The organism is Clavibacter michiganensis, from assembly GCF_016907085.1.
Lineage (GTDB): Bacteria > Actinomycetota > Actinomycetes > Actinomycetales > Microbacteriaceae > Clavibacter > Clavibacter michiganensis_O.
Map to the genome: position 1 here is coordinate 387,795 of NZ_JAFBBJ010000001.1, position 18,364 is coordinate 406,158.

Annotated in this window: 15 protein-coding genes; 13 read left to right on the forward strand and 2 right to left on the reverse strand. The window is 73.9% G+C overall.

Annotation, left to right across the window (positions count from 1 at the left end):
* Positions 1–4 precede the first annotated feature (4 nt).
* Genes JOE38_RS01760 through mutM form a run of 8 tightly spaced genes read left to right on the forward strand, consistent with a single transcriptional unit; the run spans position 5 to position 9,041 of the window.
* Positions 5–1,333 carry a DUF58 domain-containing protein gene (locus JOE38_RS01760; RefSeq protein ID WP_307838817.1) on the forward strand — a complete coding sequence of 443 codons (1,329 nt, stop codon included), beginning with the start codon at positions 5–7 and terminating at the stop codon, positions 1,331–1,333.
* Positions 1,330–3,867, forward strand: a complete 2,538-nt coding sequence (locus tag JOE38_RS01765; RefSeq protein WP_204574599.1) for a transglutaminase TgpA family protein — start codon at positions 1,330–1,332, stop codon at positions 3,865–3,867. Before JOE38_RS01760 ends, JOE38_RS01765 begins: the two co-directional genes overlap by 4 nt.
* Complete coding sequence (locus JOE38_RS01770; protein ID WP_204574600.1) at positions 3,864–6,047, forward strand: ATP-dependent DNA helicase RecG; 2,184 nt, start codon at positions 3,864–3,866, stop codon at positions 6,045–6,047. The genes JOE38_RS01765 and JOE38_RS01770 overlap by 4 nt, the downstream gene beginning before the upstream one ends.
* A 26-nt stretch (positions 6,048–6,073) precedes the next feature.
* Complete coding sequence (gene coaD / locus JOE38_RS01775; protein ID WP_204574601.1) at positions 6,074–6,565, forward strand: pantetheine-phosphate adenylyltransferase; 492 nt, start codon at positions 6,074–6,076, stop codon at positions 6,563–6,565.
* A 19-nt stretch (positions 6,566–6,584) separates the two neighbouring features.
* A complete protein-coding gene (locus tag JOE38_RS01780) occupies positions 6,585–7,157 on the forward strand; it encodes a YceD family protein (protein ID WP_086520475.1) in 573 nt (190 codons plus the stop codon).
* Between the two features lie 2 nt (positions 7,158–7,159).
* The gene (gene rpmF / locus JOE38_RS01785) at positions 7,160–7,363 is read left to right on the forward strand and encodes a 50S ribosomal protein L32 (protein WP_012298174.1); all 204 of its coding nucleotides are present in this window, start codon (positions 7,160–7,162) and stop codon (positions 7,361–7,363) included.
* A gap of 25 nt (positions 7,364–7,388) precedes the next feature.
* Positions 7,389–8,105 carry a ribonuclease III gene (gene rnc / locus JOE38_RS01790; RefSeq protein ID WP_119434739.1) on the forward strand — a complete coding sequence of 239 codons (717 nt, stop codon included), beginning with the start codon at positions 7,389–7,391 and terminating at the stop codon, positions 8,103–8,105.
* Positions 8,106–8,111: 6 nt separating this feature from the next.
* The gene (gene mutM / locus JOE38_RS01795; RefSeq protein ID WP_204574602.1) at positions 8,112–9,041 is read left to right on the forward strand and encodes a bifunctional DNA-formamidopyrimidine glycosylase/DNA-(apurinic or apyrimidinic site) lyase; all 930 of its coding nucleotides are present in this window, start codon (positions 8,112–8,114) and stop codon (positions 9,039–9,041) included.
* Positions 9,042–9,055: 14 nt separating this feature from the next.
* Here mutM and JOE38_RS01800 read toward each other — a convergent pair whose 3' ends face one another.
* Entirely contained in the window at positions 9,056–9,211 is a 156-nt protein-coding gene (locus tag JOE38_RS01800) for a hypothetical protein (RefSeq protein WP_239544726.1), read from the reverse strand.
* 240 nt (positions 9,212–9,451) lie between these two features.
* Between JOE38_RS01800 and JOE38_RS01805 the strand changes: the two genes are divergently transcribed.
* Positions 9,452–10,276: a hypothetical protein gene (locus tag JOE38_RS01805; RefSeq protein WP_204574603.1), complete on the forward strand. Its 825-nt coding sequence runs from the start codon at positions 9,452–9,454 to the stop codon at positions 10,274–10,276.
* Positions 10,277–10,288: 12 nt separating this feature from the next.
* Here JOE38_RS01805 and JOE38_RS01810 read toward each other — a convergent pair whose 3' ends face one another.
* Positions 10,289–11,413, reverse strand: a complete 1,125-nt coding sequence (locus tag JOE38_RS01810; RefSeq protein ID WP_204574604.1) for a GNAT family N-acetyltransferase — start codon at positions 11,411–11,413, stop codon at positions 10,289–10,291.
* A gap of 158 nt (positions 11,414–11,571) precedes the next feature.
* Here JOE38_RS01810 and JOE38_RS01815 point away from each other — a divergent pair, with 158 nt between their 5' ends.
* The 4 genes from JOE38_RS01815 (at position 11,572) to JOE38_RS01830 (ending at position 18,363) form a co-directional block, all read left to right on the forward strand.
* Positions 11,572–15,324, forward strand: a complete 3,753-nt coding sequence (locus JOE38_RS01815; protein ID WP_204574605.1) for a chromosome segregation SMC family protein — start codon at positions 11,572–11,574, stop codon at positions 15,322–15,324.
* A 20-nt stretch (positions 15,325–15,344) separates the two neighbouring features.
* A complete protein-coding gene (ftsY, locus tag JOE38_RS01820) occupies positions 15,345–16,220 on the forward strand; it encodes a signal recognition particle-docking protein FtsY (protein WP_204574606.1) in 876 nt (291 codons plus the stop codon).
* A 50-nt stretch (positions 16,221–16,270) separates the two neighbouring features.
* Positions 16,271–17,842: a signal recognition particle protein gene (gene ffh, locus JOE38_RS01825; protein WP_204574607.1), complete on the forward strand. Its 1,572-nt coding sequence runs from the start codon at positions 16,271–16,273 to the stop codon at positions 17,840–17,842.
* A gap of 143 nt (positions 17,843–17,985) precedes the next feature.
* A complete protein-coding gene (locus JOE38_RS01830) occupies positions 17,986–18,363 on the forward strand; it encodes a VOC family protein (protein WP_204574608.1) in 378 nt (125 codons plus the stop codon).
* Position 18,364 lies beyond the last annotated feature (1 nt).

An 18,364-nucleotide genomic window follows, 5' to 3' on the forward strand; every position in this document is an offset into this window, starting at 1 on the left:
CCCCGTGCCGCCGCTCGCGCGCCTGATGCGCCGGATCGGCATCGAGGCCGTCCCGCACCCGACCCTCCGCGGGATCGCCCTGCTCGCCGCCGGGGTGGCCGCCTTCGCGGGCGCGTTCATCGCGGGGCGACGCGAGTTCGTCTTCATCGGCGTCGCTCTCCTCGCGCTCCCGCTGCTCGCCGCCGCCTGGCTCGTGATCGCGCGGGTGCGGCTGCACGTGGAGCGCACCTTCACGTCCGCGGTCGTCGAGTCGGGCACGGCGACGACCGTGACCGTGTCCGTCGCGAACGCCGGCACCATGCCGACGCCCCGCTCCTGGGCGCTCGACCTCGTGCCCGGATCCGACGGCGCCACGCCTCCCGCCGAGCTGCCGTCGATGCGCGGGCTCGCGCGCGGATCCCGCCGATCCACCGCCCGGCCCGTCCTCCGCTACGACCTCACGCCCGAGCGCCGCGGCGTTCACGAGGTGGGCCCGCTCGCCGTCGAGGAGCACGACCCGTTCCGCCTGATGGGGCTGCGGCACGTCGCGGGCGGCACCTCGCGCCTCGTCGTGACCCCGCGCCTCGCCGACCTCGAGGCCGAGCCGGGCGGGCAGGTCTCGTCCGAGGGCGAATCCGAGCGCGTGCAGCGCCGCGCCGACGGCGGCGAGGACGACCTCGGCACGCGTGAGTACCGGGCGGGGGATCCGCTCCGCCGCGTCCACTGGCGCGCGACCGCCCGGCACGGTGAGCTCATGGTGCGGCAGGAGGAGCAGCGGTCGAGCCCGCGCTCGCTCGTGCTCCTCGACACCCGCGCGGCCGGCTTCCCGCAGCACGCGGACGACGACGGGGACGGCGACCGCGCCTTCGAGCGCGCGGTCGCGTTCGCGGCGTCGGTGGGCGTCCACCTGCAGCGCGGTGGGTACGCGGTGCACCTCATCGAGACGGCCGAGGGATCCGACCGCCAGGCCCCCGTCGCCGCCCGCCCCGGCGACGCCGCGGCCGAGGGCGACCTGCTCCTGCATCTCGCCGAGGTGCGGCCGGCGGCGGTCGACCCCGACCGCGACGGCGTGCAGGAGGCCCTGGCCGACCTGCGCCGCAGCCGTCGCGCGGTCCCCATCCACGCCGTCCTCGGCCACCTCGACGAGCACGAGGCGCGGCGGCTCGCGGGCTTCGGCGCCGCGTGCCGCCCCGCGGTCGCGTTCCTGGCGCACGCGGGCCGTGTCGACGGCCGCGACGATCGAGAGGCCCTGCGGATCCTGCGCGAGGCCGGCTGGCGCACGGTGGTCCTCGACGAGGGCACCCGACCCGCCGACGCCTGGCGCGCCGCCCGCACCGAGGAGATGGCGCGATGACCGACCTCGACGCCGTCGGCCTCGGCGGCCGCGAGCACTGGACCGTCGAGCCGCGCCCGCTGCCGGGGGAGCGCGCGGGCGGACCCGGGGGACGCGGTCACGGCGACGGATCCGGCCCCGGCCGTCGTGGCGGTCGCCCGGGAACGGGGCGCGCCGCCGCCCGCTGGCCGCTCACCGCCGCGCTGGGCGTCGCCCTCCTCGCGGGAGCCGCCAGCCTCCACCTGCTCGTCGAGCCGGGCGCGTGGTTCCTCCTCTGCGTCGTGGTGGTCGCCGCCGTGCTCGGATCCGCCGCCCTGCTGCGCTCCGCCGGCGTGCCGCGCCTGCTCGCCTCGCTCGGCGGACTCGTGCTCCTCGTGCTCCTCGTCACGCTCGTCTTCGCGGGGCGGACCGCCGTGCTCGGCGTGATCCCCACCCCGGAGACCGTGCGCACGCTCCTCGCCGTGGGCGAGCAGGCGGGCGGGGAGATCTACCGCCGGTCGGCGCCCGTGCCCCCGCTCGCGTCCATCGTCTTCGTGATCGTGGCCTCGATCGGCGCCCTCGCGGTCGTGCTCGACGTGCTCGCGCACGCGCTCCGCCTGCCGGCGGTCACCGGGCTCCCGCTCCTCGTGCTCGTCTCGGTCCCCGGCGCGGTGCTCGTGGGCGAGTTCTCCGTCGCCTCCTTCGCCGTCACGGCGCTCGCGTGGTTCGCGGTGCTCGCGGCCGACGCGCGCGAGACGGACCGGGAGGGCGGCTGGCACGCGTCCGGGCTGCTCGGGGGATCGCGCCCCGCCCCGCCGCCCGCCCCGCGCCGATACTCGTCGGGGCGCCCGGCGGGATCCGCGCGCACGACGCTCGCCTCCGCGGGTGCGCTCGCGGGCGGCGCGGTCGTCCTCTCCCTCGTCGCGCCCGCGATCGTCCCGGGCCTCACGTCGGCGACCTTCCCGACGGCGTCCGGCTCCGGCCAGGGCGGCTCGCGCGTCGTCAACCCGATCCTCGACCTCGGCGACGACCTCCGCCGACCCGTCGACGTCGAGGCGCTCCGCTACTCGACCGCGTCCGCGACGCCCCTCTACTTCAAGGTGACGACGCTCTCGCGCTTCGAGGGCGACGAGTGGGCGCCGTCGCCGCTGCGCCCGCCGGACGGGAACACCGTCGACGCGATCGGGCCGGACCTCGGCTCCCGATCCGACGTGCCGGCCGAGGAGGTGGAGGCGCGCGTGCAGGTCGAGGGCTCCTCGAGCGCGTGGCTGCCCGCGCCCTACGCGCCTCGCAGCGTCACCGGGCTCGAGGGCTCGTGGCGCTGGTCCGATCAGGGCCTCGCGATCCGCTCCTCGGACTCCGACAGCCGCGACCAGAGCTACACCGTGACGAGCGAGCTGCCGCGCCCCGAGCGCGCGCAGCTTGAGGCCGTCGCGCCCGCGACCGACGACGACCTCCGGCCGTACCTGCAGATCCCCTCGGGCACCCCGGACATCGTCGCCTCGACGACGGCCGACGTCCTCGCCGGCATCGACTCGCCGTACGACCAGGCGCTCGCGCTCCAGGAGTTCTTCACGGGCGGGCAGTTCCGCTACTCGGAGGACGCGCCCGTCCAGCAGGGCTACGACGGCAGCGGCGTCGACGTGGTGGGGGAGTTCCTCCGCGTGCGCTCGGGCTACTGCGTGCACTTCGCGTCGGCCATGGCGATCATGGCGCGCGAGGCGGGCATCCCGTCGCGCGTGGCCGTCGGCTACCTGCCGGGCGACCAGGTGGGGCGCGACGGCGACCTCATCACCTACCGCGTCGGATCCCACGACCTGCACTCCTGGCCCGAGCTGTACTTCTCCGGCATCGGCTGGATCGCGTTCGAGCCCACGCCGGGTCGCGGACAGGCCGCGCCGTACGCCCAGCCGTCTGCCGCCCCGACCACCGCGCCCACGCCGTCCGCGACCCCGAGCGCACCCGCCGAGGCGACGCCGACCGCGACGCCCGCGCCCACCGCGTCGGCCGCGCCCGGCGCGAGCGGCGCCACGGGCGTCCGGATCCCGTGGGCGGCCCTCGGCACGGCCGCCCTCGTGCTCCTCGTGCTGGCGCTCCTCGCCGCTCCCGCCCTCCTGCGCCGCGCCCGCCGCGCCGGCCGGCTGCGCGCGCTCGAGACGGGCGACGCCCCGGCGGGCACGGCCTGGCGCGAGGCGGAGGACCGCGCGGTGGACCTCGGGATCCGCGTGCCGGACACCGAGTCGCCGCGCGAGCTCGGCCGCCGCCTCCAGGGCGACGACCCGTCGCTCGCCGAGCCGGTCGCCCTCCTGGTCACCGCGCGCGAGCGGGAGCGCTTCGCCCGTGCCGACGTCCCGGTGGACGCCGCCGCCGGTGCCGCGCAGGCCACCGCGCTCGTCGTGTTGGGCGACGCTCTGGGCGCCCGCGCGGGACGTGTCGACCGGATCCTCGCGCTCGTCGCCCCTCGCTCGCTCGTCCGCCGCCGCCCGCGGTCCGACGACGGAGCCGACGACGGGACGGCGGGCGGACCGCCGGCCGCGCCGCCCGCGTCGGACGCCCCTCGTACACTCGGGGGATGACCGGATCCGACGCCGCGCTCGCGGGCGTCGTGGGCGGCCGCACCGCGGGCGTGCTGCAGAAGGCGTTCGGCCTGCGCACGGTCGCCGACCTCCTCGAGCACCTCCCGCGCCGCTACGCCCGCCGCGGCGAGCTCACGGCCCTCGCCGAGCTGCCCGTCGACCAGCAGGCCACCATCGTCGCCGAGGTGCGCGAGGTGCGCGAGCGGCCCATGCGAGCCCGGCGCGGCAGCATCCTCGAGGTGCGGATCACCGACGGCCGGGGCTTCCTCACCCTCACCTTCTTCAACCAGGCGTGGCGCGCCAAGGACCTGGTGCCGGGCGTCCGCGGCATCTTCGCGGGCAAGGTCAGCGACTACCGCGGCGCGCTCCAGCTCGCCCACCCCGACTACGAGCTCTTCGACGCGCACGAGGGCCCCGAGCTCTCCGGCGGCGAGCCCGACGCGGCCGCGCGCCGCTGGGCCGAGATGCCCATCCCCATCTACCCGGCCACCGCCTCGATGGCGAGCTGGCAGGTCGCGAAGTCGGTGGAGCTGGCGCTCGACGCGGTCGACGACCTGGAGGATCCCGTCCCCGCCGACGTGCGCGCCGAGCGCGGCCTCCTCCCGTACCGCGAGGCGCTCGAGGGCGTGCACCGGCCCGAGAAGGACGTCGACTGGAAGCGCGGCCGCGACGCGCTCCGCTTCCAGGAGGCGTTCGTCCTGCAGACCGCGCTGCTGCAGCGGCGGCAGGCGGCCCGCGCGCTGCCGGCGACCCCGCGGATCCCGACCCCGGGCGGCCACCTCGACCGGCTCGACGCCCAGCTGCCCTTCGAGCTCACGGGCGACCAGCGGCTCGTGGGAGAGGAGATCGCGACCGACATGGCGCGCACCTGGCCCATGAACCGCCTCGTGCAGGGCGAGGTCGGCTCCGGCAAGACGCTCGTCGCGCTCCGGGCGATGCTCGCGGTCGCCGACACGGGCGGCCAGTCCGCGCTGCTCGCGCCCACCGAGGTGCTCGCGAGCCAGCACCTGCGCTCGCTCACGGCGTCGCTCGGGCCCGATCTCGCGGCGGAGCTCATGCCCACCCTCCTCACCGGCCAGCTGTCGACCGCCGAGCGCAAGCGCGCGCTGCTGCGCATCGTCAGCGGCCAGGCGCGCATCGTCGTCGGCACGCACGCGCTCCTCGGCGACCGCGTCGAGTTCCTCGACCTCGGCCTCGTCGTGGTCGACGAGCAGCACCGCTTCGGCGTCGACCAGCGCGAGGCCCTCCGGCGGAAGGGCGGCACCCCGCCGCACGTGCTCGTGCTCACGGCCACGCCCATCCCGCGCACGGTCGCGATGACGGTGTTCGGCGACCTCGACGTCTCGACCATCGCCGAGCTGCCGAGCGGGCGCCAGCCCATCGCGTCGTTCGTCGTCCCGCTGCACGAGCACCCGGGGTGGATCGAGCGGGTCTGGGAGCGCACGGCGGAGGAGGTCGACAAGGGGCGCCAGGCGTTCGTCGTCTGCCCCGCCATCGACCCGCAGGATCCGGAGGCGGAGGACGAGGACGCCGGCGAGGGAGCGGAGGACGCGCCCACCCGACCGTCGCTCGCGACGGTCACCGAGGTCGACGCGCTGCTCGGCGCGCACCCGCGCCTCGGATCCGTCCGCCGCGCCGTGCTGCACGGCCGCATGACGGGGGAGGAGAAGGACCGCGTGATGCGCGCCTTCTCCGCGGGCGACATCGACCTCATCGTGGCCACCACCGTCATCGAGGTCGGCGTCGACGTGCCGAACGCCTCGACCATGGTGATCCTCGACGCCGACCGCTTCGGCGTCTCGCAGCTCCACCAGCTGCGCGGCCGCGTCGGCCGCGGCGGCGTTCCGGGCCTCTGCCTCATGGTCACGCACGCCGAACCCGAGACCGTCGCGCGCGAGCGGGTCGACGCCGTCGCCGCCACCCTCGACGGCTTCGAGCTCGCGCGCGTCGACCTCGAGCTCCGTCGCGAGGGCAACGTCCTCGGCACGAACCAGTCGGGCGGCCGCTCGTCGCTCCGGCTGCTGCGGGTCGCGCAGGACGGCGACCTCATCGAGTCCGCGCGCGAGCACGCCCACGACGTGCTCGAGGCGTCGCCTGACCTCCAGGGCCACCGCGCGCTCGCCCGCGCGCTCGCCCGTCGGCTCGACGACGAGGAGCGCGCCTTCCTCGACAAGAACTAGGGGAGCGTCCGCCCTAGGCTGGCGGGATGCAGCGGATCGCCGTCGTCCCCGGATCGTTCGACCCCGTCACGCTCGGGCACCTCGACGTGATCCGCCGTGCCGCCCGCCTCTACGACGAGCTCGTCGTGCTGGTGGTGCACAACCCCGGCAAGACGCCGATGCTCCCGCTCGAGGAGCGCGTCGCCCTCATCGAGCGCGTGATCCGCGACGCCGGCCTGCCCGCGACCGTCCGCGTCGACTCGTGGGGCGCGGGCCTCCTCGTCGACTACTGCCGGCAGGTGGGCGCGACCGTGCTCGTGAAGGGCGTGCGGTCGCAGCTCGACGTGACGTACGAGACGCCGATGGCGCTCGTCAACCGCGATCTGGCCGACGTCGAGACCGTGCTGCTGCTGCCGGACCCCGCGCACGCGCACGTGTCCAGCTCGCTCGTGCGCCAGGTCGAGGCGCTCGGCGGCGACGTCGCGCCGTACGTCCCTGCGGCCGTCCAGGAGGCGCTGGCCGTCCGGCGCGCCGGCTGACGCCCCGTAGGATCTACGGGTGTCCAGGTTCCAGAAGACCCCATTCACGGTCCACGTCCACGACATCGTGCACCGACCCGGGGAGATGCGCGAGCTCGACCTGACCATCGTCACCCCCGAGCGCATGGGGGAGGGCCTCATCGCCGTCCCCGCCGGCCGGGAGATGCGCGTCACCGTGCGACTGGAGTCCCTGCACGACGGGATCCTGGCCACCGGCGAGGTCGACACGGTGGCCGACGGGCAGTCGGCGCGAACCCTCGCCGACATGCAGGAGCGTGTCCAGGTCGATTTCGCGGAGATGTTCGCGTACAGTCTTGATGAAGCTTTCGACTACCAGGTCCAGGACGAGCACGTGGACCTGGAGCCGGTCATCCGGGATGCGGTGGTCCTTTCACTGCCGTTCCAGCCCGAAGTGCCGGGCGAGGACCTCGATCTCGATCTGGGTCCCGGCATCAGCCTGGTCCTGGCGGACTCCGACCCGGAGCCCGTGATCGATCAGCGCTGGGCAGCCCTGTCCGGCTTCCGAGCTTCCGAAGACAGCGGTGCGGCGCGTGAAGACGCCGACACCGAAACGCAGAGAGATGAGAGTTAGCCATGGCTGTACCCAAGAGGAAGATGTCCCGATCCAACACGCGTGCGCGTCGCTCGCAGTGGAAGGCCGAGGCTCCCACGCTCGTCAAGACCATCGAGAACGGCAAGGTCGTCTACTCCATGCCGCACCGTGCGCGCGTGATCGAGGACGCCGCCGGCACGCCCCTGTACATGGAGTACAAGGGCCGCAAGGTCGCCGACGTTTAGTCGCGACCCGCGCAGCACGTCGGACATGACCGACACCACGGGATCCCGCGTCCACGGCGACCGCGACGCGCTCCGGCGCCTCCTCGCCGTGGACGTGAGCCCCGAGCTCCTCGAGCTCGCGCTCACCCACCGCTCGTACGCGTACGAGCACGGCGGCATCCCGCACAACGAGCGCCTCGAGTTCCTCGGCGACTCCATCCTCGGGCAGGCCGTCACGGTCATGCTCTACCTCGAGAACCCCGACCTCGACGAGGGCGAGCTCGCCAAGCGGCGCGCCAGCCTCGTCTCGAGCGTCGCCCTCGCGGAGGTCGCCACCCGCATCGGGCTCGGCGAGCACCTGCTGCTCGGCCGCGGCGAGGAGCTCACGGGCGGCCGCGCCAAGTCGTCGATCCTCGCCGACACGGTCGAGGCCATCATCGGCGCCTGCTACCTCGACGCCGGGGGAGAGGCCGCGACCGGTCTCGTGCTGCGCCTCATCGCGCCGCTCCTCGAGGATCCGGCGCGCTTCGGCGCCGCCATGGACCCGAAGACCGCTCTCCAGGAGAGCGCCGCGCGCCAGGGCCTCCCCGCGCCCGTCTACGACGTGAGCGACAGCGGACCCGACCACAGCAAGCGCTTCCACGCCGTCGTCACGGTGGGCGGGGCCGTCCGCACCACGGGCGAGGGATCCAGCAAGAAGCAGGCCGAGATGACGGCCGCGCTCGAGGCGTGGACCCGCCTCGAGGCGCGCACCACGGCCTGACCCGCGGTGCCCGAGCTCCCCGAGGTCGAGGTCGTCCGCGCCGGCCTGGAGCCCGCGGTCGCCGGCGCCCGCATCACCGCAGTCGAGATCCTCGACGCGCGCTCGCTCAAGCGGCACGACCCGCTCGAGGGCGCCTTCGTCGACCTGCTCGTCGGCCGCGTGATCACCTCCGCGGTCCGCCGCGGCAAGTTCCTGTGGCTGCCGCTCGAGCCCGACGCCCGGCGCGACGCGACGGGCCCTCGCGCCCTGGTCACGCACCTGGGCATGAGCGGGCAGGTGCTCCTCCGCGAGCCCGGCTCCGACCCCGACGGCCTGCTGCGGATCCGCATGGGCATCGAGCACCCCGTGCACGGCGAGCTCGTGGTCGCGTTCGTCGACCAGCGGATCTTCGGCTCGATGGCCGTCGACCGCCTCGTCGCGACGCCCGACGGGCACGCGGGGGGACGGGGATCCGAGGCGGCTCTCGTGCCGACGCAGGTCGCCCACATCGCGCGGGATCCCCTCGACCCGGCCTTCGACGACGAGCTGCTGCTGGACCGCCTCGCCCGGCGGCGCACGGGGATCAAGCGCGCGCTGCTCGACCAGACGCTCGTGAGCGGCATCGGCAACATCTACGCGGACGAGGCACTGTGGGCGGCGCGGATCCACTACGCGCACCCCACGGATCAGCTCGGTCGCGGGCGCGCCCTGCGTCTCCTCGCCGAGGTGCGGCACGTGCTCGCGAGGGCGCTGGCCGAGGGCGGCACGAGCTTCGACGCGCAGTACGTCAACGTCAACGGCGCGTCCGGCTACTTCTCGCACTCCCTCAACGCCTACGGCCAGCAGGGGAAGCCCTGCCCGCGCTGCGGCACGCCGATCGTGCGCGAGGCCTTCATGAACCGCGGCTCGCACCTGTGCCCGCACTGCCAGCCGCTGCCGGATCCCGAGTCCGCCTGACCCTGACGCCGGGCTCAGCGCGCCGGCCCGACCTCCCGCAGCCAGCTCCCGCTCGTGGCGACGTGCCGGAAGCCGAGCGCCTCGTTGACCGCGAGCATCGGCCGGTTCTCGTCGGCGTTCCAGGTGACGACGCGGTCCGCCTCCGGTGCCCAGAATGTCGTTGGGGGCAACGCTGGCGGGTGAGGTCACGGATGGCTCCGCGTCGCGGAGCCGAAAATCGGGGCTTCCCGGGTGGAGAAACCGAACGCCGTTGACTCGAAAGGGGGCATTGAATGGCGGCTCCGGATCGGACTATTGTCTGATCAAGGTCACCGGCATGTCGGGGTTATCGATGTGGATGCGGCCACAGCTGATCTGCTGTGAACGCACAAAATCAACAGGGCGACCCAGTATTGAGGCTTCCACTGGGCTTGAAGAACGCAGCCGAATCCGCAGAGCCCACTCGAGAGGGGCAAATCATGACGGGTACGTATCTATACATCTATCGCAATGATGAGCTGAAGAAGGTCTACGTCGGCATCGGCAACAGCCCCGGTCGCGTCTGGGAGCATCACAACGACGCGGCCGCAGCGCTGCTCGCGGAGTCTGCGACGAAGGTGTTCATCACCACGGAGCCCTTCAAGGATCGAGCGTCGGCGGAGCGTGCGGAGAGCGCTGCGATCTGCGCCGCCGCTGCTGTCGGTGTCGGGGTCATCGTCGACGAGAAGCGTGCAGAGGACCTTCTGAATGTCACGAACATCGCCAAGGTCGGCTCGTCCAAGCACCTCACGCCAGCTGTCTACGAGCGCGAGGGGTCGGTTCGCTACGACGCTCTGGAGCGGACCGCCATCGTCACACTGCATCATGACGACATCGATGACGTCGGTGATGGCGTTCGCCGCCCAGCACTCCATGGAGGTCGGGATGCCGAAATCTTCCACCAGCGTGCTACGCGGTGGTGGGGCTTGGGGGCGGCTAATGCTCGGCGTGATAAGAAGCGCACTGCCGGCGGTCTGGTTCCCCGCGATGTCGATCGACTCGTCGCGGTCCAGAAGTCGACTTCCACCATCTTGGGCGCATGGACATTGACTGAGGAGCAATGGCGCAGGGACGCGAACAGCTGGATGTTCGTCACCGATCAGCCCATCGATGATTGGCGTGGGCAGCGGCTCGATTGGTGTGGTGCTAGTCATTCGGGTGGAGCATTGGTCTGGAGCGCAGACATCCGCGCGGAACTGCGCGGCAAGCGGTCCTGAGGAACGAGTCGCTCAGCCGACATCGCCCGCGTCGACCTCCCGCAGCCAGCTCCCGCTCGTGGCGACGTGCCGGAAGCCGAGCGCCTCGTTGACCGCGAGCATCGGCCGGTTCTCGTCGGCGTTCCAGGTGACGACGCGGTCCGCCTCGGGTGCCTCGCGCGCCAGGAGCAGCAGGTTCTCGGCCTTGAGGAGCATGCCCAGGCGGTGGCCGCGGTGCTCGGCGAGCACGAGCGTGTCCTGCTGGTAGGTGTACGCGTGGCCGTCGGAGCGGCGGCCGCTGGGGGAGACGGCGATCTCCGTGAAGCCCACGAGCCGACCCGTCCCCACGTGCAGGGCGGCGGTGGTGAGCCCCGTGCGACCCGCGGATGCGCGGCGGGCCTCGGCGTCGCGGATCCGGCCGGCGTCCCACGCGTCCTCGACCTGCGGGAGGTCGCCGGGCGGCGCGTCGGTCGACATGCGCGTGTGCAGCACGGCGAGGTCGTCGAGCAGGTGCTCCGGCGTGGCGTCGACCCACGAGACGACGCGGTAGGCGTCCCCGGCGGCGCGGCGCGCGTCGGCCAGGTGCGCGGCGAGGGTCGGGGCGGCGGCGACGGTGTCGAGCACGCTCGTGCGCGCGGTCTGGCCGAGGCGGTAGCCGGCGTCGACGACGAAGCGGGAGGACGGGTCGTCCGCCCCGACCGCGCCGATGCCCGTGGGCGAGGGGATGGGAGTGCCGTTCGCCTCGGCGCGGTGCATCGTGAAGCCCATGAGCGTCCGGCAGCCCTCGTCGAGGGCGATCCGCTCCACGCGCTCCCGCAGCGCCCGACCGATCCCGCGACGCCGGTGCTCGGGGAGCACGGACACCGCCACGTCGGACGTCGTCGGGTCGTTGAGCCACGTCGTGAGGAGCCCCCGGCCGGCGATCCGGCCGTCCACGCGCGCGGCGAACAGGCGCTTCCGCACGTGCGCCACGTCGGCGTAGTCGGGGATCAGCTCCTGCGGGAGCCAGACGAACGCGTCGTGCCCGAGGTCGTGCGACTGCGCCCGGTTGACGACGTCGGTGAGCGCCACGAAGTCGTCCCAGCCGTGCGCGCCCGGTGCGGTCGGCGGGACGACCTCCTCGACGACCACGGGCAGGGCGTCGGCGTCGTGCGGCATGGTCGGCTCCCTCGTCGGCGTGCGCGGCCGTCGTCGGTCGGCGCGCGTCCACGGTAGCGGCGTCACGTCGGGCCGGGATCCGCTCGCGCGCGGCTTCCGGCCCGGGCCCGCCCGTCCGGTACCGTGATCGAGACCATCACGCGAGGAGGGCGACGGGCGTGCACCTGAAGAGCCTGACCCTCAAGGGGTTCAAGTCGTTCGCGCAGCCGACCACGTTCCAGTTCGAGACGGGCGTGACCTGCGTCGTCGGGCCGAACGGATCCGGCAAGTCGAACGTGGTCGACGCCCTCGCCTGGGTGATGGGCGAGCAGGGCGCCAAGACCCTCCGCGGCGGCAAGATGGAGGACGTCATCTTCGCCGGCACCTCCACGCGCGGGCCGCTCGGCCGCGCGGAGGTCACGCTCACCATCGACAACGCCGACGGCGCGCTGCCCATCGACTACACCGAGGTCGCGATCCGCCGCACGCTCTTCCGCAACGGCGGCAGCGAGTACGCGATCAACGGCACGTCCTGCCGCCTGCTCGACGTGCAGGAGCTGCTGAGCGACTCCGGCCTCGGCCGCGAGATGCACGTCATCGTCGGCCAGGGCCGCCTCGACAACGTCCTGCGCGCGACGCCCGAGGAGCGGCGCGGCTTCATCGAGGAGGCGGCCGGGATCCTCAAGCACCGGCGCCGCAAGGAGCGCACCCTCCGCAAGCTCGAGGGCATGCAGGCGAACCTCACGCGCCTCAACGACCTGGCGGGGGAGATCCGCCGCCAGCTGAAGCCGCTCGGCCGGCAGGCGGAGGTCGCGCGGCAGGCGCAGACCGTCGCCGCCGTCGTCCGCGACGCCCGCGCGCGGCTCGTGGCCGACGAGGTCGTGACCCTCCGGCGCGCGCTCGCGGAGCACACGCGCACCGAGGAGGAGCGCACGACCGAGCGCATGGTGCTGCAGGAGAAGCTCGACCGCGCGGTGATCCGGTCGGAGCGCATCGTCGAGGAGCAGGAGGGCGACGAGGTCGACGGCGCCCGCCGCACGGCGTTCGCCCTCGAGCAGGTGCAGGAGCGCCTGCGGAACCTGCTCTCGCTCGCGCAGCAGCGGCTCGCGCTCCTCGGATCCGCCGACGACGCGCCCGAGGCCGCGACCGGCACCACGCCCGCGCAGGTGCAGGAGTCCCGCGACGAGGCCGCGCGCCTCGTGACGCTCATCGCCGAGGCCGAGGCGGGTTGGGCGGCCGCGCGCCAGGCGACCGCGGCGGCGCGGCAGGCGCTCGACGCGCTCGACGAGGAGATCCAGGCCCAGAGCGCGCTCGTCTCCCGGCACGACCTCGAGATCGCGGGCCTCACAGGCCGGGCGGAGACCGCGGGATCCCGGCTCGCAGCCGTGCGCGGCGAGGTGCTCCGGCAGCAGAACGCGCTCGACGCGGCGCGGGCCCGGCTGGTCGCCGCGGAGGCGGAGCGGGAGCGCGGCGAGGCGGAGGGCGAGGCCGACGAGCAGGGCGGATCGGAGCTCACCCGCGCCTACGAGGACGCGCAGGCGGACGTCGCGAGCGAGGAGTCGGCCATCGAGGCCGTGCGCGAGGAGCTGCACGCGAAGGAGCGCGAGCGCGACGCCCTCGCCGCGCGCGAGCAGGCCCTCGCGAGCGCGCTCGACCAGCGCGACGGATCCAGCGACCTCGTCGCCGCGGGCCTCACCGGCATCCGCGGCCTCCTCGCCGAGCACGTGCACGTGCAGGCCGGCTACGAGGCCGCGGTCGCGGCGGCGCTCGGGTCCCTCGCCGACGCCGTGCTCGCCGAGACGCACGACGACGCCGTGGCCGCGCTCCGCCGGGCGGTCGACGACGACCTGGGGCGCGTCGAGGTGGTCGTCGCGGGATCCGCCGACGGACAGGTCGCCGAGCCGTCGACCGCCGGCCCGATCGCCGCGTCCTCCGTGGTCGACGCGCCCGACGGCGTGCGGCGGATCCTCGCGGGCGTCGTGTTCGTCGACGACCTCGCGCAGGCGGTCGCTCTCCTCGACGTACCCGACGCGCCCGCCACGGCGATCACCCGCGCGGGCGAGGTCGTCTCCGCGCACGTGCTGCGCGGCGGATCCGGCGCCACGCGCTCCAAGCTCGAGCTCGTCGCCGCGCGCGAGGCCGCCGCGGCCACCCTCACCGGCGTCCGCGCCCGCATCGACGACCTCCAGGTGGACCTCGCGGCCGGCCGCGAGCGCCTCCGCGCCGCCCGCGAGCGCGCCTCCGCCGCGCTCGGGGGCCTCCGCGAGGCCGATGCGCGCCTCGCCGCCCACGCCGAGCGCCTCAGCCGCTCCCGCGCGCAGGCCGAGTCGGCCGCCGCCGAGCTGGCGCGCGTGCAGCGCGGCCTGGATCTCGCGAGCGCGTCCGTGGAGGAGGCCGTCGCCGCGAACGACGCCGCCCGCCGCGCGCTCGACGAGGCGCGCTCCCGCCCCCGGCCCGTGCTCGACGCGAGCGGCCGCGACGCGCTGGTGGCCGAGTGGGAGGCGGCGCGCGAGGCCGAGATCGAGGCGCGCCTTCAGGTCGAGACGGCCCGCGAGCGCGTGCGGGCGGAGCAGGAGCGCACGGTCGCGCTCGAGCGCCGCCTCGCCGCGGAGCGCGCCGCGGCGGAGGAGGCCGCCCGCCGCCAGGTGATCCGCCGCCGGCAGATCGCCCGCGCCGCGTCCGTCGCCGACGCCCTGCCCGCCGTGGTGCGCGCCGCCGACCGCAGCACCGCCGAGGCGCGTCTCGTGCTCGCCCGCGCGGAGGAGGCGAGGGCCGGCCGCAACGCCGAGCTGGTGGCGCTCCGCCGCGAGGAGGCCGAGCTGCGCACGCGCCTGCACGGCATCACGGAGGACGTGCACGGCTTGGAGTTGCAGATCTACGAGAAGCGCCTGCAGGTCTCCCAGCTCCTCGAGCGCGCCGCGAGCGAGCTCGGCCTGGGGGAGGAGGTGCTCGTCGCCGAGTACGGGCCCGACGTGCCCGTCCCCGAGGAGGCGCCGCTGCCGCCGCGGCAGCGCCCGCGGGCCGCCGCGGAGGACTCGGACGCGGATCCCGTGGAGGAGGAGCTGCCCGACGGCGCCTCCACGGAGGACGACGCTGCCGCTGCCGCTGCCGCTGCCGCTGCCGCTGCCGCTCCCGCGGATCAGGCCGACGACGACGATGCGGACGCCCCGCCCGTCCCCACCCGCCCCTTCGACCGCGAGGAGCAGCGCGCCCGCCTCCAGCAGGCGGAGCGGAAGCTCGCGCAGCTCGGCCGCGTGAACCCGCTCGCCCTCGAGGAGTTCGCCGCGCTCGAGCAGCGCCACCTCTTCCTCACCGAGCAGCTCGCCGACCTGACCGCGACGCGCAAGGACCTGCTCACGATCATCGACGACATCGACCGCACCATGCAGGGCGTGTTCGCGGCCGCGTTCGAGGACACCCGTCAGGCCTTCGACCGCGTCTTCCCGATCCTCTTCCCGGGCGGCACCGGCAGCATCCACCTCACCGATCCCGAGCAGCTGCTCACGACGGGCATCGAGGTCAGTGTGCGCCCGGCCGGAAAGCGGATCGAGCGCCTGTCGCTGCTCTCCGGCGGGGAGCGCTCGCTCGCGGCCGTGGCCCTGCTCATCGCGATCTTCACCGCGAGGCCCAGCCCGTTCTACATCATGGACGAGGTGGAGGCTGCCCTCGACGACGCCAACCTCGGCCGCCTGCTGACGATCCTCGAGCAGCTCCGCGACACCTCGCAGCTCATCGTGATCACCCACCAGAAGCGCACCATGGAGATCGCCGACGCGCTCTACGGCGTCTCGATGCGCCAGGACGGCGTGAGCGCGGTCGTCGGCCAGCGCGTGAGCCGCGACGCCCGCCCCGACCCGGCACCCGGATCCGCGGGCGAGGACGAGCCCGACGGAGTGCCCGATCCCGCCCCCGAGGAGCAGGCCGCCTCCTGACCCGCGGCTACGCTGGGCACATGGCAGCCCGCACCCCCTGGTCCCTCTCCGGCGCGCTCCGCGGGATGTTCGCCAAGCCGACGATCGACGAGACCACGTGGGACGACCTCGAGACCGCCCTCATCACCGCGGACTTCGGCCCCGACGTCACCGAGGCCACCATCGACGACCTCCGCCAGAAGGTCGAGCGCTACCGCACGACCGACCCCCGCGACCTCCAACGCATGCTCCGCGAGAGCATCGAGGAGCGCCTGGCGAAGCACGACCCGACGCTCAAGCTCAGCGCCCGCCCCGCCGTGGTCCTCGTGGTCGGCGTCAACGGCGTCGGCAAGACCACCACCATCGGCAAGTTCGCGAAGTTCCTCCGCAACTACGGCCGCACGGTCGTCGTGGGCGCGGCCGACACCTTCCGCGCGGCCGCGGTGGACCAGCTCGCGACCTGGGCCGAGCGCGCGGGCGCCGAGATCGTGCGCCCGCAGCAGCCCGGCCAGGATCCCGCGAGCGTCGCCTTCCAGACCGTCGAGCACGCGATGCGCACGGGTACCGAGATGGTCATCATCGACACGGCCGGCCGCCTGCACACCAAGGGCGGGCTCATGGACGAGCTGTCGAAGATCCGCCGCGTGGTGGAGAAGCAGTCGCCCATCGCCGAGGTGCTCCTCGTGCTCGACGCGACGACCGGGCAGAACGGGCTCGCGCAGGCGCAGGCCTTCATCGAGCACGGCGGCGTCACGGGCCTCGTCATCACGAAGCTCGACGGATCCGCGAAGGGCGGCTTCATCCTCAACGTCCAGGAGCGCACGGGCATCCCCATCAAGCTCATCGGCCAGGGCGAGGGCATCGGCGACCTCACGGGCTTCACGCCCCACGTGTTCGCGCAGAACCTGGTCGGCTGACCCGCGCCCCGGCTCGGGCGACCTCCGACGCCGGTTAAGCTGGACCCACCATGGCTACCTTCGGAACACTCTCGGACCGCCTCGCCGAGACCTTCAAGAACCTGCGCGGCAAGGGCAAGCTCAGCGCCGCGGACGTCGACGGCACCGTCCGCGAGATCCGCCGCGCGCTGCTCGAGGCCGATGTCGCGCTCGACGTCGTCAAGGCGTTCACCGCGTCCGTCCGCGAGCGCGCGCTCGGCGGCGAGGTCAGCCAGGCGCTGAACCCCGCCCAGCAGGTCGTGCAGATCGTCAACGAGGAGCTCGTCGGGATCCTCGGCGGCCAGCAGCGCCGCATCCAGTTCGCCAAGAGGCCGCCGACCGTCATCATGCTCGCCGGCCTCCAGGGCGCGGGCAAGACGACCCTCGCGGGCAAGCTCGGCAAGTGGCTCGCCAAGGACGGGCACACGCCCATGCTCGTCGCCGCCGACCTCCAGCGCCCGAACGCCGTGCAGCAGCTGCAGGTCGTCGGCGAGCAGGCGGGCGTCCCCGTCTTCGCGCCCGAGCCCGGCAACGGCAAGGGAAACCCCGTCCGCGTCGCCAAGGACGCGATGAAGCACGCGGTCGACAAGCAGTACAGCGTCGTCATCATCGACACGGCCGGCCGGCTCGGCGTCGACCAGGAGCTGATGAAGCAGGCCTCCGACATCCGCAAGGCCACCGACCCGGACGAGGTCCTCTTCGTCATCGACGCCATGATCGGCCAGGATGCGGTCGCCACCGCGAAGGCGTTCCAGGACGGCGTCGACTTCACGGGCGTCGTGCTCTCCAAGCTCGACGGCGACGCGCGCGGAGGAGCGGCCCTCTCGGTCGCCTCCGTCACCGGCCGCCCGATCATGTTCGCCTCCACGGGCGAGGGCCTCGACGACTTCGAGCCCTTCCACCCCGACCGCATGGCGAGCCGCATCCTCGACCTCGGCGACATCCTCACCCTCATCGAGCAGGCCCAGCAGGCCTTCGACGAGGAGGAGGCGATGGAGGTCGCCCAGAAGCTCGCGAGCGACACCTTCACGCTCGACGACTTCCTCAAGCAGATGCAGCAGCTGCGCGGCAAGGGCTCCCTCAAGAAGATGATGGGGATGCTCCCCGGCATGGGCGCCATGAAGGACCAGCTGGAGAACTTCGACGAGAAGGAGATCGTCCGCACCGAGGCGATCATCCAGTCGATGACCAAGGCCGAGCGCCAGAACCCGAAGCTCCTCAACGGATCGCGCCGCCTCCGCATCGCGCGCGGATCCGGCATGACCGTCACGGACGTCAACGGCCTCGTGCAGCGCTTCGAGCAGGCCTCGAAGATGATGCGCACGGTCGCGCGCGGCGGCATGCCGCAGATCCCCGGCATGGGCCCGATGCCCGGCGCGCACTCGAGCCGCAAGCCCGTGCAGCAGAAGAAGAAGGGCTCGAAGTCGGGCAACCCGGCCAAGCGCGCGCAGGAGAACGCGGCGCTCGCGTCGGGCCAGCGCATCGGCGGACCGACGGCCCCCGCGGGATCGGGCTTCGGCCTCGCCGGGGCGGCGAAGGGCGGCGCCAACGGCGCTCCGAGCGAGGAGGAGCTCGCCTCGCTGCAGAAGTTCCTCGGCCGCTGACCCGGTCGACCCGCACGGTCCACGTCGGCGTCCTCCCCGATCGGGAGGACGCCGTCGTCGTCTCCCTCGACGTGCGCCTCCCGGCGTGCCAGCGTGGAGGCAGCATCGCGCGCCCGTCGCGGTCCGCGCGTCAGGAGCTCCCCGTGTTCGCACCCGTCACCGCATTCAGCGGGTTCAGCGTCGACGACGTCCCCGCCGCGCTCGCCTTCTACCGGGACACGCTCGGCCTCGAGGTCGAGGAGGTGCCCGAGATGGGCATGCTCCGGCTCGTGCTCCCCGGATCCGGCGCGCGCGTCCTCGTGTACCCCAAGCCCGGCCACGAGCCCGCGACCTTCACGGTCCTGAACCTCCAGGTCGACGACGTCGAGCACGCGGTCGTCGAGCTGAACGCGCGCGGCGTCGAGACGGCGATCTTCGCCGGGATGCCCACGGACGCGCGCGGCATCATGCGCGGCCACGGCCCCGACATCGCGTGGTTCCGCGATCCGGCCGGCAACGTGCTCTCCGTCGTCGCGACCTGAC

Bases quoted from the DNA above. Each gene is read 5' to 3' on its own strand.
- JOE38_RS01765 (WP_204574599.1), top strand. From the start codon at position 1,330: ATGACCGACCTCGACGCCGTCGGCCTCGGCGGCCGCGAGCACTGGACC.
- JOE38_RS01770 (WP_204574600.1), top strand. From the start codon at position 3,864: ATGACCGGATCCGACGCCGCGCTCGCGGGCGTCGTGGGCGGCCGCACC.
- coaD (WP_204574601.1), top strand. From the start codon at position 6,074: ATGCAGCGGATCGCCGTCGTCCCCGGATCGTTCGACCCCGTCACGCTC.
- rpmF (WP_012298174.1), top strand. From the start codon at position 7,160: ATGGCTGTACCCAAGAGGAAGATGTCCCGATCCAACACGCGTGCGCGT.
- rnc (WP_119434739.1), top strand. From the start codon at position 7,389: ATGACCGACACCACGGGATCCCGCGTCCACGGCGACCGCGACGCGCTC.
- JOE38_RS01810 (WP_204574604.1), bottom strand. From the start codon at position 11,413: ATGCCGCACGACGCCGACGCCCTGCCCGTGGTCGTCGAGGAGGTCGTC.
- ftsY (WP_204574606.1), top strand. From the start codon at position 15,345: ATGGCAGCCCGCACCCCCTGGTCCCTCTCCGGCGCGCTCCGCGGGATG.
- ffh (WP_204574607.1), top strand. From the start codon at position 16,271: ATGGCTACCTTCGGAACACTCTCGGACCGCCTCGCCGAGACCTTCAAG.